We start from the raw sequence: 14057 nt of genomic DNA on the forward strand, positions 1-14057 counted from the left end.
AATGTGATTCTAAATGGGGTGTAACCCGGGAAATTCCAGACCAGTGGTTTCCTCAAAACCGCACATAATATTCATTGCCTGAACGGCTGACCCTGCAGCGCCTTTCATCAGGTTGTCAATGGCGGCAAGTGCAATTACCCGACGGCTTTTTGGGTCGAAGTCGAAGCCTACATCCACGTAATTTGAACCTGCCAGGATTTTTGGATCTGGAACGCGATAGACCCCCCGGCGATCTTTGACCAGTCTCACAAAAGGTTCGTTCTCGCTCCACTGACGGTAGATTTTCCACAAATCTTTTTCCGTGATTTCGGGTAGTGCAAAGGCATGTGCCGCCGCCAGCGCTCCCCGTACCAGATCCACAGATGTCATGGTTAAGTGCACGGATGTCAATCCCAGTTCCTGCATGACTTCAGCCGTATGGCGATGTCCATAGGCAGAAAACGTGCGTACCACGCCGCTGCGTTCCGGGTGATGCGATCCCGCGTTTGGGGTGGCTCCACCTTCCGACGAACCTACTTTGATATCTACAATGACAGGCAGACTTAAGTCCAATACCCCGGCTTTCACCAGCGGATAAAGAGCCAGGTTAGCGGCTGTTGCATTACATCCAACTCCGCTGATGTATGAAGCCCGGCTCATCTCTTGCCGGTGCAATTCAGGAAGCCCATAGACAAAACGCCCCAGCCATTCCGGGGCTTGATGAGGTTCGTCGTAATATTGGGCGTACAACTGATCATCCCGCAGACGGAAATCTGCCGAGAGATCAATGATCTTGGGCGCAATTTGCGCGTATTGATTGATTTTTTTCTGGCTCTCACCGTGCGGCATAGCCAGAAAGAGCACATCGCATGGTGAAACCTGATTGGGATCGGAAAATTTCAACGTGGTGCGCTTCCGCAGGTTGGGATGTTGTTGGTACACATATTCTCCCAGATGACTGCTGGAAGTCACCTGCTGTACTTTTACTTCAGGGTGGTCGAGTAAAAGCCTTAAAAGTTCGCCTCCCACGTAGCCGGAGGCGCCAACGATGGAGACGGTCAAAGGACTCATGGTGTCAAATGGCTCCATTCTGCGAGAGAGTGAGATAACGGGTTCCAGATTGTGGATAAATTTTGAGGGGGCTGGATAAAAGGAACTGGCAGGCGGATTTCCTTCCGGGCAACCGCCAGGGTGTAATCGGCGATAATGCCGGCAATATCTACGCCAGTGGTTGGGGCGAGAGTGTGAAATTCCATGGTGTGATTGATCTCATTCACCAGGTAACCCCGCTGTGGGTCTTCCAGCACATCCACAGCCAGGACGCCACCACCCACAGCGTGCGCCGCTTTTACACACAGGTCGTTCAATTCAGGGGTGACGGGACAATTTTCTCCCTGTCCGTTGCGGGCAGTGTTGGTAATCCAGTGAGAGGAATTGCGGTAAATCGCGCAGATGGTTTGATCTCCCACCACAAAGGCGCGTATATCCCGTCCGGGTTTTTGGATGTATTCCTGAATGTAATAAATGGAGTGCTGATAAGAGCCCAGCGTCTCCTTGTGTTCCAAAATGGCTTCTGCTGCGTCACGATCGTTAATCTTTGCCAGCAGGCGTCCCCATGACCCAACCACAGGCTTTAATACGACGGGATACCCCAGTTCTTCAATGGCTTGCAAAGCCGCTTCAGGTGTAAAAGCCACCTTGATGCGTGGTTGTGGTACACCGGCTCGTGCAAGAGCAGAAGAGGTGGCGAGTTTATCCCCACACGTAGCGGCGACATGTGCCATGTTTACTGTGGGTATTCCCCATGAATTAAGGATTTGGGTGGCATATAATCCACGGGCGAACGAAATACTGCGTTCCAGAATCACATCAAAGGAAACCCACGCATCGGGGTGGCTAATGTCAAACACCGATTCGCGGTCGTCAATGCGCTCATAGGCAACCCCCCGCTTTTCAAAGGCTTCCAGAAGCCACTTTTCTTCCACCCGTACCCGGGAAAGAATGATCCCAATCTTCATTCGCACACCTCCAATGCAAATACACAATATCGTTATTCACCCCAGTCTTCTTCTTCCATGGGGGCAAGTTCTACCTGTGGGGGATCGATGCTTAAAACTTCAAGATCCACCCCGCAATCCGGACACACAAGAATTTCGCCGATCATGACATCTTCCAGGCTGATGGGGGCATCACATTCAGGGCAATAAGCAGTAGTCATCGTTACCTCCTTTTTTGGTTTTCAAAAATGGTTATCAGAATGGTTACGAACCATCTCCACCACGAGGGGTCTCAGGTGGAACTGCACTGCGAATCCGGTGTTGTTCCAGAAACTGGCGGGCTTGTTGTAATTGAATTTTCACCGCTGCCGGACTGGTTCCTCCAGGAACATTCCGGTGGGCTATGGACGCTTCAAAATCAAACACCCCTTGAACATCTTTTTCAAAGAGCGGGCTGACTTTTTGGAATTCCTTAAGAGGGAGTTCATTCAGTGGCAGATTCAGTTCATGAGCCCGCCGAACGATTTGCCCAACCATGGCGTGAGCCTGCCGGAAGGGTACCCCTTTCCGAACCAGATAATCCGCCAGGTCGGTTGCCAGAATGGCAGGATCTAAAGCGGTGCGCATTTTTTCCGGATGGATTTCCAGTGTGCGAAGAACACCGGCAACAACAGGTAGCATTAAGCACAATGTATCGCTGGTTTCGAAGACAGGGATTTTATCTTCCTGCAAGTCTTTGTCGTAAGCAGAGGGTAACCCTTTCAACACAGACAACAATCCGGTCAATCTCCCAATCATTGTTCCGGCTTTCCCCCGGGTGAGTTCCAGCGTATCGGGGTTTTTCTTTTGCGGCATCAGGCTGGAGCCGGTGGAGTAGGCGTCGGAAAGTTCAATGAAGTCAAACTCTGCCGAAGTGTAGAGAATCAGCATCTCTGCAAGGCGGGAAAGATGCAGGGCTATCATTGTGGATACAAAGAGAAACTCCGCCGCTGAATCTCGATTGGATACAGCATCAATGCTGTTAGGGGTGATGGCTTTTAAACCCAGTTGATTGGCAAGGAACTTGCGGTCAATCGGGTAAGGAGTGCCGGCTAGAGCGCCAGAACCCAGGGGAAGCACTGCCGCGCGTTCACGCAGTTGTCCCAGCCGTTGGCGGTCTCTGGCAAGAGGCCAGAAATGGGACAGCCACCAGTGGCTGAGTAAAATGGGTTGAGATTGTTGAAAATGGGTGTATCCCGGTAGAAGAATTCCGAAATCGATCTCAGCGCGGTCCACCAGGGCGCTTTGCACCAGTTTGACAAAAGCGTCGATACGGTCAATGGCATCCACCAGCCAGAGGGTGAAATCCGTAGCAATCTGATCATTACGACTGCGCCCGGTGTGCAGTTTTCCTCCCACTGGACCGGTGAGTTCGATCAAACGACGTTCAATTGCCGTATGTACGTCTTCATCAGTAGGTTCGTGTTTAAACCTGCCGCTCCGTACTTCTGCCAGGATATCGGTCAATCCTTTGACGATTTGTTGTTGTTCATCCAGATTGATCACTCCGGCTTTCATCAGGGCTTTTGCCCAGGCAATTGAACCGCGAATGTCCACCTCGGCTAAACGCCAGTCAAAGGAAATGGATGCATTGTATTCCCATGCAATAGGATCTAACCCGCTGGAAAACCGTCCGCCCCAAAGTTTACTCATATTCTCTTCTCCTTGCATTCAGGGATTTGATGTCCGAATTGTACACTTAATCCCGCTTGAATGAGGAATAATCCGGAGCCTCTGAGGCAATTTGCACAGCGGCGGCAATATCCCGCATGGCAGCAACCTTGAGCGGTAATCCAAACAGCGTGATGAATCCTTCCGCATCGCTCTGGTCGTAGACATTGTCTTTCCCGAAGGTAGCAAAGTCTTCGCGGTAGAGGCTGTAAACCGATTTTTTCCCTGCGGTGATGATGTTCCCTTTGTAAAGTTTGAGCCGTACTGTACCGGTGACATGCTTCTGGGTGACTTCAAAAAAGGCATCCAGCGCCTCACGAAGTGGTGTGAACCACTGCCCGAAATACACCAGTTCGGCATAGCGTTGAGCAAGCACATCTTTATAATGAAGCGTATCCCGATCAAGAGTGATTTGTTCCAGTTCCTTGTGAGCGCGCATGAGAATGGTACCGCCGGGAGTTTCATATACTCCACGAGATTTCATTCCCACAAGGCGGTTTTCCACCATGTCTACCCGTCCAATGCCGTGTTTACCGCCGATTTCATTGAGGGACTTGATGAGCGTGGCAGGGGATAAGGCTTTGCCGTTTAGTTTAACGGGTGTGCCTTCTTCAAAAGTAATTTCTATGTATTCGGGTGTATCTGGAGCATCTTCGGGGGAGACGGTCATTTGATACATACTTTCTTCTGGCTCTGCCCATGGATCTTCCAGTAAACCACCTTCGTGTGAAAGATGCCAGAGGTTACGGTCGCGGCTGTAAATGGATTTCAGGGTAGAACTTACCGGTACCTGATGGGCGGCGGCGTATTCCAGAGCATCTTCCCGCGAGCGGATGTTCCATTCCCGCCACGGGGCAATCACTTTGAGCCGGGGATCAAGAGCCATTACAGTCAGTTCAAAACGAACCTGATCGTTCCCTTTGCCGGTACAACCATGTGCCACTGCATCTGCGTTTTCGAGGTGAGCAATTTCCACCATGTGTTTGGCGATGAGTGGGCGGGCAATCGAAGTCCCCAGCAGGTAATGACGTTCATAGATTGCTCCGGATTTGAGCAGTCTGAAGAGGTACTGACTGGCAAATTCCTCCGTCAGGTCTTCAATGTAAATTTTGGTTGCTCCTGTGGCTTTGGCTTTTTCCGGCAAGCCAGACAGTTCTTCCCCCTGTCCAATATCTGCGGTAAAACAAATTACCTCACAGCCATAGTTCTCTTTGAGCCATGGCACGATGATGGAGGTGTCCAGCCCGCCAGAATAGGCAAGAACAACTTTCTTGATAGGCGTAGAATGGGTTTGCTTGGGCATATCTCACTCCTTTAGTTTCTCAAAATCAAAAAGCCCTCCAGGTACTGGAGGGCGTGGTTACGACTGTTAGGGATTCTTTATAGGTTAGAAGTCAGGCAATCCACTCAACAGGTGCGACCAGCCGACCTTCCCTGGAAATTCCGGGGAAGGAAGATCTTTCGTCGAGCCTTGAGTTCAAAAAGGAATGCCATTTTTCTCCTGAAGTTTGGCTGATTATAGCACGATGACTCGGATTGTCAATAGAAAGTGGGGGCATTTTTTGAAAAATTTAGGGGTATTTGGATATACAATCAAAAGGACTTCAATCTTTTTCGGGAGGGTATCATGTCCCCAATTCCTGTGGGTGTTCAATTGTATTCTGTGCGGGAGGATTGTGCGCGGGATTTACCGGGCACCTTGAAAGCCATTGCTCAAATGGGGTACGATGGAGTGGAATTTGCTGGCTTCTATGGACATTCTGCCAGAGAACTCCGTCAGTGGCTGGATGAGAATGGCTTGAAGTGCTGTGGGGCGCACATTCCATTGAGTGACTTATCCGATGAAACATTCCATCAAACGGTCGAATTTCATCTGGAGTTGGGAAATCCCTATCTGGTAATCCCCTGGATTTCGGAAGAATTCCGTGCCAGCCGAACAGCGTGGATAAAAACAGCCGAGTGGTTTTCCCACCTGGCAGAACGGTTGGAGCCCTATGGGCTTCGCCTGGGATACCACAATCATGACTTTGAATTTGACTGGATGGATGGCGAAGTGCAATTTGATATTTTCTTCAGCGCGGTAAGTCCCAAAGTGTTCATGCAGTTAGATACAGGAAATGCCATGCACGGCAGCGCCGATCCTCTGGAGTACCTCCAGCGGTATAGCGATAAGGCGGTGACCATTCACCTCAAGGAATACTCTTCTAAAAATCCATCCGCTTTACCGGGGGAAGGAGAAGTACCATGGCAGGATGTTTTCGCCTTGTGTGAATGCTGTGAGGTCACCGAATGGTACATAGTTGAGCAGGAGCAATACTCCATGCCTCCACTGGAAACCATAGCCCGTTGTCGGGAAATTTTAAGGAAAATGGGGCGGTAAAAAATGGATAGAGATCGAGTTCGCTGGTTTGTGGATGCCCGCTTTGGGATGTTCATCCATTGGGGTATTTACGCCATTCCTGCTCGCGGGGAGTGGGTCAAACATTTTGAGTGCATTCCAGAAGAACAGTACCAGCAGTATTTTGACACCTTCAATCCGATCCATTATCCCCCACAGGAATGGGCACGAATAGCCAGACAGACAGGGATGAAATACGCTGTCATGACTACCAAACATCATGATGGCTTTTGCCTGTTTGATAGCCAGTTTACCGATTACAAAGCCACGAACACGCCAGCAGAGCGGGATCTGATCAAAGAATATGTGGAAGCCTTCCGTGCGGAAGGGCTCAGGGTTGGATTCTATTACTCCCTTCTGGACTGGCATCATCCGGACTATCCCGTTGCTGGAGACCGCTTTCATCCTTACCGCAATCTGCCGGAGTTTTCTGGACGCAAGGGTAATCTCGATCGCTATGTCCGGTATGTACATAATCAGGTGGAAGAGTTGCTGACCTCGTATGGAAAGGTTGACATCATCTGGTTTGACTTTTCTTACGATGACATGTGTGGGGAAACCTGGCAGGCATCTGAACTGGTGAAAATGGTGCGCTCTCTCCAGCCCGAAATTTTGATCAATAACCGTCTGGGGGGCAATATTCGTGCGCTCCAACCCGAATTTTATGCAGGCGATTTTGCCTCTCCCGAACAAATTATTCCCCCGGAAGGTGTGGTAAATGAAGCCGGAGAGCCGATCCCATGGGAAGCCTGTATTACTTTGAATGACCATTGGGGGTATCATGCCCAGGACCAGAACTGGAAATCCCCCCGCACCGTGGTTCGTGCTCTGGTAGAGTGTGTTTCCAAGGGAGGAAATCTCTTGCTGAATGTGGGACCAACGGCAAAAGGGGAGATTCCTGAAGCCAGTGTGCAGATCCTGTCCCGGGTAGGGCAGTGGATGCGGGGCAACGGGGAGAGCATTTACGGGTGTGGACGATCTATGCTCCCCAAACCTGAATGGGGGCGATGGACAACCAGAGACGGGCATTTGTTTGCTCATATTTTTGAACGAGGCATTGGGCCAATCTGCCTGAGGGGTTTGGAGGGAAAGATTGCCTGTGCACGTCTACTGGCGGATGGCTCAGAGGTGAAATTAGAGCGTCCCTGGAATGCGCTGGAATATCCGGATGATTCTTTTATAACCTTCTCGCAATCTGAATGTCCGGATGAGTGGGACACGGTGATTGATCTGGTGTTGAAGTGATTTTTGGTGATTCTTAACCGGGAAAATTCTCAGGAAGTGGATCAGTCTGGGCTGGTATAATTCCTTTCTGGAAAGAGAGGAATGCTGAATTTGAACCCTACAGGAAGATCTCTGGCGATGTTAGACCGTCAGTACTATGAGAATCTTCGTGGCGCACTTCAAAAGGTCGCAGATGATCTGGCTCTGGCGGCAGAAGCGGATGGGGCATTTATAATAATCCTGGAAGAAGATCAGCGTTTCTCTCCTTTACTGGCAGGTGGGCGGGTTACGGAAAACGAACGTGCCATCTTTATGACGGCTATGCTCGATCCCGAAACGGATGTGCTGATTTACCGTATGCTGGCAAGACCCGTCACACTGATTTCCAATATGGTCGAAACCGATCCCCGTGTTTCACCCTCAATTGTCACTCAACTGGGGATGAGTGCAGTAGTATCTGTGCCGGTGATGCGCGAAGGTCGTCTGGCAGGGATGGTTCTGGTAGTTCGGCGTGGGCAAAATGATCCTTTCACCCATACCGAAGTGCGCATGGTGGAGTGGTTTGCCACTGCCATTGCCTTAGCGCTGGAAAATGCCCGGTTATACCACGAAACACAATCCCGACTGGCAGAAAGCCAGGCGCTTCATCAGGTCACTCTGGCGCTGTTGCACAAACTGGATTTAGAGGAAGTGCTCCAGATTATTTGTGATGAAGCCTTGTCCTTAACCCGTGCTTCTGGAAGCGCCGTCGCGTTGCTGGAAGAAGAAGGCTGGTTGCGTATTCCCTACACTACCGGAAAAGTACCTGAAGTGCAGGGCAGGGTCACAGTGGAAAAGTCGGTAATTGGCATGGCAATCCGCAGGGGAGAGGCGGTGTTGGTAAACCATCCATCTGAGGAAAGTATCAGCGGTTTACCTATGTCGATTCTGGCTGTACCGCTCCGTTCACAAAATAAAATCGTAGGGGTATTGCAGTTAACCCATCAGGGCCAGTCCTTCACGCCAGATGATGTGCGGCTGATTCAAGTCTTTGCCGATCAGGCGGCTATTGCAATTGAACATGCGCGGTTGAGCCGGCAGGTACAGGAAATGGCAGTAATCGAAGAACGTCATCGTCTTTCCAGAGAGTTACATGATTCGGTTAATCAATTGCTTTACAGTATCATGCTGTATTCGGAAGCCGCTATACGCCAGGCGGAACAATCGGATTGGGAACGTGCTCGCCAGCATCTGGAACGTCTGCGGGAATCCGCTCAGGAGGCTCTCAAAGAAATGCGTATGCTGATCTTTGAATTGCGTCCCTCCATTTTAGGGCAATTAGGGTTGAGAGCCGCGCTGGAACAGCGTTTGCGTTTGGTGGAAGAGCAGGTGGGATTGACTGCAGCGTTGAAATGGCGGGTGAATTCCCCACTGGACAAACACCTGGAAGAAACGCTGTATGGAATTGCGCAGGAAGCATTAAATAACATTGTCAAACATGCTCGTGCCAGAAATTTGTTTGTCCATGTGGTTCAGAGCGGGCAATCATTGATTTTGAGAATTGAGGATGATGGCGTCGGCATGGATGTAGAAAATCTTCCCGTTGCGGGATTAGGCCTGAAAACCATGCGGGAACGCGCGGAAGCCATTGGGGGAAAACTCAGCCTTCAGAGCGCATTAGGGCAGGGCACTGTAGTTACCTTTGAGGTCAGTCTATGAGTAAAATTCGTATTCTGGTTGTGGATGATCATATCGTGGTTCGGAAAGGACTGATGGCGATTTTGGAAACCGAACCAGGCATTGAAGTGGTGGGAGAGGCTGGCGATGGCAAGGAAGCGGTTGAAAAGGCTTGCTCACTCCTGCCTGATGTTGTCTTAATGGATCTGGTTATGCCGGGAATGGATGGTATTGAAGCCACTCGACAAATCAAGCAACGTGTTCCTCAGGTTCAGGTTCTTGTACTGACCAGTTTCAGCACAAATGACAAGGTGATTCCCTCATTGAGTGCAGGGGCAACAGGCTATCTCCTCAAAGATGCTACTCCTGTGGATCTGGTGAAGGCCATTGAGCAGGTAGCGCAAGGCGAGGGGGCTCTTCACCCCGCGGTGACCCGTTACGTACTTGGGCAGATTAAAAATATGCCTGAAGAAACCACGGTAGAGGAAGAACTGACTGAGCGAGAGAAGGAAGTGCTTCAGTATATGGCACAGGGTTACAGCAATGCTGAAATTGCCCGTCTTCTGGTGGTCAGTAATGCCACTGTACATACCCATGTCAGTCGGATTCTTTCCAAGTTGAATGTGTCCAGCCGAACTCAAGCCGTTCTCTACGCGCTCAAGCGAGGAATAGTCTCTCTAGATTGACTGGAAGATTTCCCAATACAGGTTCGGTCAGCAATGCATCGGGAACAATCCCGATGTTTTTGCTTAAGAATCAACCTTTTTATGGACAGGATTTCCATATTTTTCGGGATGACTCTCGTCTCTTCAGTTCCTATACTTCTGGTTGGATCAATTGGTTGCCTTTTGAAAAATGGCACGGGAGGTCAGAATGAAAAAAGGAATTGTAAAAAACTGGATGAGTTCCCCGGTGTACACGGTTACGCCGGAAACGTTTATTGTAGATGCCCGGCGTTTGCTGGATGTTCGTAAAATCCGGCATTTGCCTGTGGTATCTGCGGGAAAACTGGTAGGCATTGTTACCCGGCGCGGTCTTCTCCGCGCGGACTTGCCGGCTGTTGTGGATGAAACCTGGGAAATTTCCTATGATTTGAATCAACAGACGATTCAAGACATCATGACCGTTAATCCAATTACGGTTTTTCCCAATACACCCATTCCAAAAGCCGCTCGTGTGATGCTGGAAAACAAGATCACCGGCTTGCCTGTATTGAATGAACAGCGCGAACTGGTGGGAATTCTAACCTCTTCGGATATTTTCCGTTTCATTCTGGAAGAGTTGGAAGAGCCGCTTCAGGTTGCTGAGTATATGAGCGATGAGGTGGTTGTTGTGGATCCAGATACCAGCCTGCTTGAAGCCCACCGCTTGATGGGTACAAAACGCATTCGCGCGTTGCCCGTTTTAGAAGATGAGCGCCTGGTAGGCCTGGTGACCCGCACTGATCTGGTCAGCAGTGATCCCTCCCGTTTTGTTTCCCGGAAACAACAGGAACTTTCTTTGAAAATCCTGACCCAACCGGTAGAAGCCATCATGACGCGAACTCTTGTGACGGTAACCCCGCAGACCTTATTAAAAGAGGCGGCTGGATTGTTGCTGCAAAAGAAGATTCATTGTTTGCCCGTTGTTGAAAAGGGAAAGTTAGTTGGGATTCTTACGGAGAGTGATCTCTTCCGAATGGTTGTCCAAAAATTCTTCTAATTGAAAGGGACCCTATGGTTGCGACGACTCGAAAAGTAAATCCACCAGATGGAGATCGGCGTTGGAAAATTGTCGAAGCCACCATGCGGCGGCATGGGTACGCATCCACGGCTCTCATTGAAACCCTGCATTCCATTCAGGAAACTTTTGGGTTTGTGAGTCGTGATGCGTTGAACTATGTGGCAGAGTCCTTAAATATCCCTCCCGCCAAGGTGTTTGGGGTAGCCACTTTTTACAATCTGTTCAATCTTAACCCGGTTGGAGAGCATGTCTTTTCTCTTTGCACCGGAACTGCCTGTTACGTAAAAGGTGCTGGAGAGATTGTGGACTTCATGAAAGAAGAGTTTGGTTTGGAACCCGGACAAACCACCCCTGATGGGAAGTTGACCTTCATGGTGGCGCGTTGTGTAGGCGCCTGTGGTCTGGCTCCCGTCATGATTCTGGATGGAGAAGTGGTGGGGAAATTGAGCGTCGAAGAGATGAAAGCCAAAATACGGGAGTGGGTGAACCATGACAAATGAGGAACTTGTTACCATTGCTGAAAAAGAACAGGAACAGCAAAAGCAGTATCGTTACCGCATTATGGTCTGTTCCAGCACAGGGTGTTTATCATCTCGGAGCGATGAAATTCTGGCGGCGTTAGAGTCTGAGGTAAAGCAACGCGGCCTGGAAAATGAAGTGTTCGTCAAGAAGGTAGGGTGCCTGGGATTATGCGCTGCTGGACCAATTGTTTCGATCCAGCCAGATGGAATTCTGTACCGGGAAATGACCCCGGAGGATGTACCGGCAATCCTGGACCGTTTAGGTGGTGAACCTCTGGAAGAAAAACTCATCGATACCAGTGAACCCTTCTTCACCCGGCAAAAGAAAAATGCCCTTGAAAATGCGGGTGTTGTGGATCCGGAACGCATTGAAGATTACATCGCCTCAGGCGGATATTCGGCATTGATTAAAGTGCTCACCGAGTTAAACCCAGCGGAAGTCATTCAAGAAGTACAGAAAAGCGGCTTGCGTGGGCGCGGTGGGGCAGGCTACCCGACCGGTTTGAAGTGGAGCACGGTAGCAAAAGCTGAAGGGGATCAGAAATTCGTGGTTTGTAATGCGGACGAAGGTGATCCCGGCGCGTTTATGGATCGCTCCATTCTTGAAAGCGATCCTCACCGGGTGCTGGAAGGGATGATCGTTGCAGCGTATGCGGTTGGAGCCAGTCAGGGCTATGTGTATGTGCGTGCCGAGTATCCTCTGGCGGTTAAGCGCTTCCGGATAGCCATTCGTCAGGCAGAAAAGATGGGCTTCCTTGGACAGAACATTTGTGGCACGCCCTTCTCGTTCAAAGTAGACGTTCGTTTAGGGGCAGGCGCCTTTGTCTGTGGCGAGGAAACCGCGCTTCTTCAGTCGGTTGAAGGTAATCGGGGTATGCCGCGGCTACGTCCCCCTTACCCAGCGCAATCGGGGTTGTTTGGGAAACCTACGCTGGTTAACAACGTGGAAACTTACGCGAACATCCCCGCCATTCTGCGAAATGGTGGAGAGTGGTTTGCTCAAACCGGTACGGAGAAAAGCAAGGGCACCAAAGTATTTGCGTTGACCGGTAAGGTTAAGAACACCGGGTTAATTGAAGTGCCAATGGGGATTACCCTTCGGGAAATCGTCTATGAGATTGGCGGAGGTGTTCCGGATGGGCGGAAATTCAAAGCCGTACAGACCGGCGGTCCTTCGGGCGGATGTATTCCCGAAAATTTACTGGATACCCCGGTGGATTATGAATCCCTTAAGGCGCTGGGTTCCATGATGGGGTCTGGTGGCATGATCGTCATTGATGACCGTTCAGACATGATAGATGTTGCCCGATACTTTATGGAATTCAGCATGGAAGAGTCGTGCGGAAAATGTGTCCCCTGCCGGGTTGGCACGGTGCAGTTATACAACCTGCTGGGAAAATTCCAGCGTAAAGAAGCCACAGAAGAAGATTTGCAAACGCTTGAAGAACTTTGCGATCTGGTACGAAATGCCAGCCTGTGTGGTTTAGGACAGGCAGCTCCCAATCCCATTCTCAGTACACTCAAGTATTTCCGTGAGGAATACCTGGCGAAAATTCGAAAACCATCCCCCGTTGAGGAGGAGGCATGATGACCCCTACGGCTACGGTGAAAACATTTACGATTGATGGAAAGCCTTACAGCGCCACGGAAGATGAAACTATTCTGGATGTGGCTCGCGAAAATGGCATAGATATTCCCACATTATGCCATCTGGAAGGGATTCTTCCAACCGGGCAGTGTCGGTTGTGTATGGTGGAGATTCAAGGAAGCGGACGTCTGGTCCCTGCCTGTGCCACCAAGCCTGAAGAAGGTATGGAAATCGTCACGGATAACCCGCGTCTGCGCAACTACCGCAAGATGATTGTTGAATTGCTGTTCTCCGAACGCAATCATATCTGCGCGGTGTGTGTTTCCAATGGACATTGTGAACTTCAAAGCGTAGCCCAAAAACTGGGTGTCAATCATGTTCGCTTTGCCTATCTGCATCCCCGCTTCATGCTGGATGGATCTCATCCCAAATATGAGGTGGATCACAACCGTTGTATCCTGTGTGGGCGCTGTGTACGTGTATGCGAAGAAATCGAAGGGGCTCACACCCGCGACTTACGCAATCGCGGCATCCGCACCATGGTAATTACGGATTTTGATACTCCTTGGGGTGAATCACCAACCTGTACCGGATGTGGAAAATGTGTACATGTATGCCCGACTGGTGCACTGGCGGAAAAGGGTAAATCTGTGGCTGAAATGGCAAAGCGCCGGCATTTCCTGCCGTATCTGGCATTGAGACGTCGTGGAGGTAAATAAACATGAAGAAAATCAGACTGGCAACCATCTGGTTGGATGGATGCTCCGGATGTCACATGTCTTTTCTGGATATCGACGAGCGACTGATTGAGTTGAGCGACCGCGTGGAACTGGTATTCAGTCCTCTGGTGGATGCCAAAGAATTTCCTGAAGATGTAGATATTACCCTTGTGGAAGGCGCTTTGGGCACTGAGGAGGATTTACACAAGATTCGCAAGATTCGGGAGCGAACGAAACTGCTGGTCGCTTTTGGTGATTGCGCTGTTACAGCGAACATTCCGTCCATGCGTAATCCTTTCGGCCGGGATGAAATGCTGAAATCCCTGTATGTGGAGACTGATGCGTTGAATCCGCAGGTGCCGGCGCAATCCTTACCGGAACTTCTCCCGCGTGCATTACCGCTTCACCACTACGTCCACGTGGATGTCTTTTTGCCCGGATGTCCCCCTTCAGCAAACACTATTTATCAGGTGCTAACGGAGTTGATTGAAGGACGTATTCCGGATGTTAATACCTTGACTCGCTTTGGAGCATAGGAGGCGC

At 50.2% G+C, this 14057-nt stretch carries 14 protein-coding genes; 9 read left to right on the forward strand and 5 right to left on the reverse strand.

The genetic code is table 11. From position 1 onward, the window contains the following. Positions 1-9: 9 nt before the first annotated feature. Genes argC through LHF31_RS05670 form a run of 5 tightly spaced genes read right to left on the reverse strand, consistent with a single transcriptional unit; the run spans position 10 to position 4989 of the window. Entirely contained in the window at positions 10-1050 is a 1041-nt protein-coding gene (argC, locus tag LHF31_RS05650) for an N-acetyl-gamma-glutamyl-phosphate reductase (protein WP_298003215.1), read from the reverse strand. Beyond that, positions 1047-1997: a lysine biosynthesis protein LysX gene (gene lysX, locus LHF31_RS05655; RefSeq protein ID WP_298003218.1), complete on the reverse strand. Its 951-nt coding sequence runs from the start codon at positions 1995-1997 to the stop codon at positions 1047-1049. The genes argC and lysX overlap by 4 nt, the downstream gene beginning before the upstream one ends. A 32-nt stretch (positions 1998-2029) precedes the next feature. Further along, entirely contained in the window at positions 2030-2197 is a 168-nt protein-coding gene (gene lysW / locus LHF31_RS05660; RefSeq protein ID WP_298003222.1) for a lysine biosynthesis protein LysW, read from the reverse strand. Positions 2198-2240: 43 nt separating this feature from the next. Continuing rightward, positions 2241-3668, reverse strand: a complete 1428-nt coding sequence (gene argH / locus LHF31_RS05665) for an argininosuccinate lyase (protein WP_303773800.1) — start codon at positions 3666-3668, stop codon at positions 2241-2243. Between the two features lie 46 nt (positions 3669-3714). Then, positions 3715-4989, reverse strand: a complete 1275-nt coding sequence (locus LHF31_RS05670; protein ID WP_298006069.1) for an argininosuccinate synthase — start codon at positions 4987-4989, stop codon at positions 3715-3717. 324 nt (positions 4990-5313) lie between these two features. Here LHF31_RS05670 and LHF31_RS05675 point away from each other — a divergent pair, with 324 nt between their 5' ends. From LHF31_RS05675 to LHF31_RS05715, 9 genes are all read left to right on the forward strand, one after another. Continuing rightward, positions 5314-6066 carry a sugar phosphate isomerase/epimerase gene (locus LHF31_RS05675; protein WP_298010144.1) on the forward strand — a complete coding sequence of 251 codons (753 nt, stop codon included), beginning with the start codon at positions 5314-5316 and terminating at the stop codon, positions 6064-6066. Between the two features lie 3 nt (positions 6067-6069). Beyond that, on the forward strand, positions 6070-7329 hold the full coding sequence (locus tag LHF31_RS05680; RefSeq protein ID WP_298010146.1) for an alpha-L-fucosidase: 1260 nt from the start codon (positions 6070-6072) through the stop codon (positions 7327-7329). Positions 7330-7410: 81 nt separating this feature from the next. Further along, the gene (locus LHF31_RS05685) at positions 7411-9006 is read left to right on the forward strand and encodes a GAF domain-containing sensor histidine kinase (protein ID WP_303773803.1); all 1596 of its coding nucleotides are present in this window, start codon (positions 7411-7413) and stop codon (positions 9004-9006) included. Continuing rightward, positions 9003-9650 (forward strand): response regulator transcription factor, encoded by a 648-nt coding sequence (locus LHF31_RS05690; RefSeq protein ID WP_298006899.1) that lies wholly within the window; start codon positions 9003-9005, stop codon positions 9648-9650. The genes LHF31_RS05685 and LHF31_RS05690 overlap by 4 nt, the downstream gene beginning before the upstream one ends. 187 nt (positions 9651-9837) lie before the next feature. Beyond that, a complete protein-coding gene (locus LHF31_RS05695; protein ID WP_298006896.1) occupies positions 9838-10665 on the forward strand; it encodes a CBS domain-containing protein in 828 nt (275 codons plus the stop codon). A gap of 14 nt (positions 10666-10679) precedes the next feature. Next, on the forward strand, positions 10680-11186 hold the full coding sequence (locus LHF31_RS05700) for an NAD(P)H-dependent oxidoreductase subunit E (RefSeq protein WP_298006893.1): 507 nt from the start codon (positions 10680-10682) through the stop codon (positions 11184-11186). After that, entirely contained in the window at positions 11176-12795 is a 1620-nt protein-coding gene (gene nuoF, locus LHF31_RS05705; RefSeq protein WP_298006890.1) for an NADH-quinone oxidoreductase subunit NuoF, read from the forward strand. Before LHF31_RS05700 ends, nuoF begins: the two co-directional genes overlap by 11 nt. Continuing rightward, positions 12792-13514 (forward strand): bidirectional hydrogenase complex protein HoxU, encoded by a 723-nt coding sequence (gene hoxU / locus LHF31_RS05710; RefSeq protein WP_298006887.1) that lies wholly within the window; start codon positions 12792-12794, stop codon positions 13512-13514. Before nuoF ends, hoxU begins: the two co-directional genes overlap by 4 nt. Before the next feature lie 2 nt (positions 13515-13516). Further along, positions 13517-14050 carry an NADP oxidoreductase gene (locus LHF31_RS05715; protein WP_298006884.1) on the forward strand — a complete coding sequence of 178 codons (534 nt, stop codon included), beginning with the start codon at positions 13517-13519 and terminating at the stop codon, positions 14048-14050. Positions 14051-14057 lie beyond the last annotated feature (7 nt).

Origin of the sequence: Anaerolinea thermophila, from assembly GCF_020723905.1 — a bacterium.
Taxonomy (GTDB): domain Bacteria; phylum Chloroflexota; class Anaerolineae; order Anaerolineales; family Anaerolineaceae; genus Anaerolinea; species Anaerolinea thermophila_A.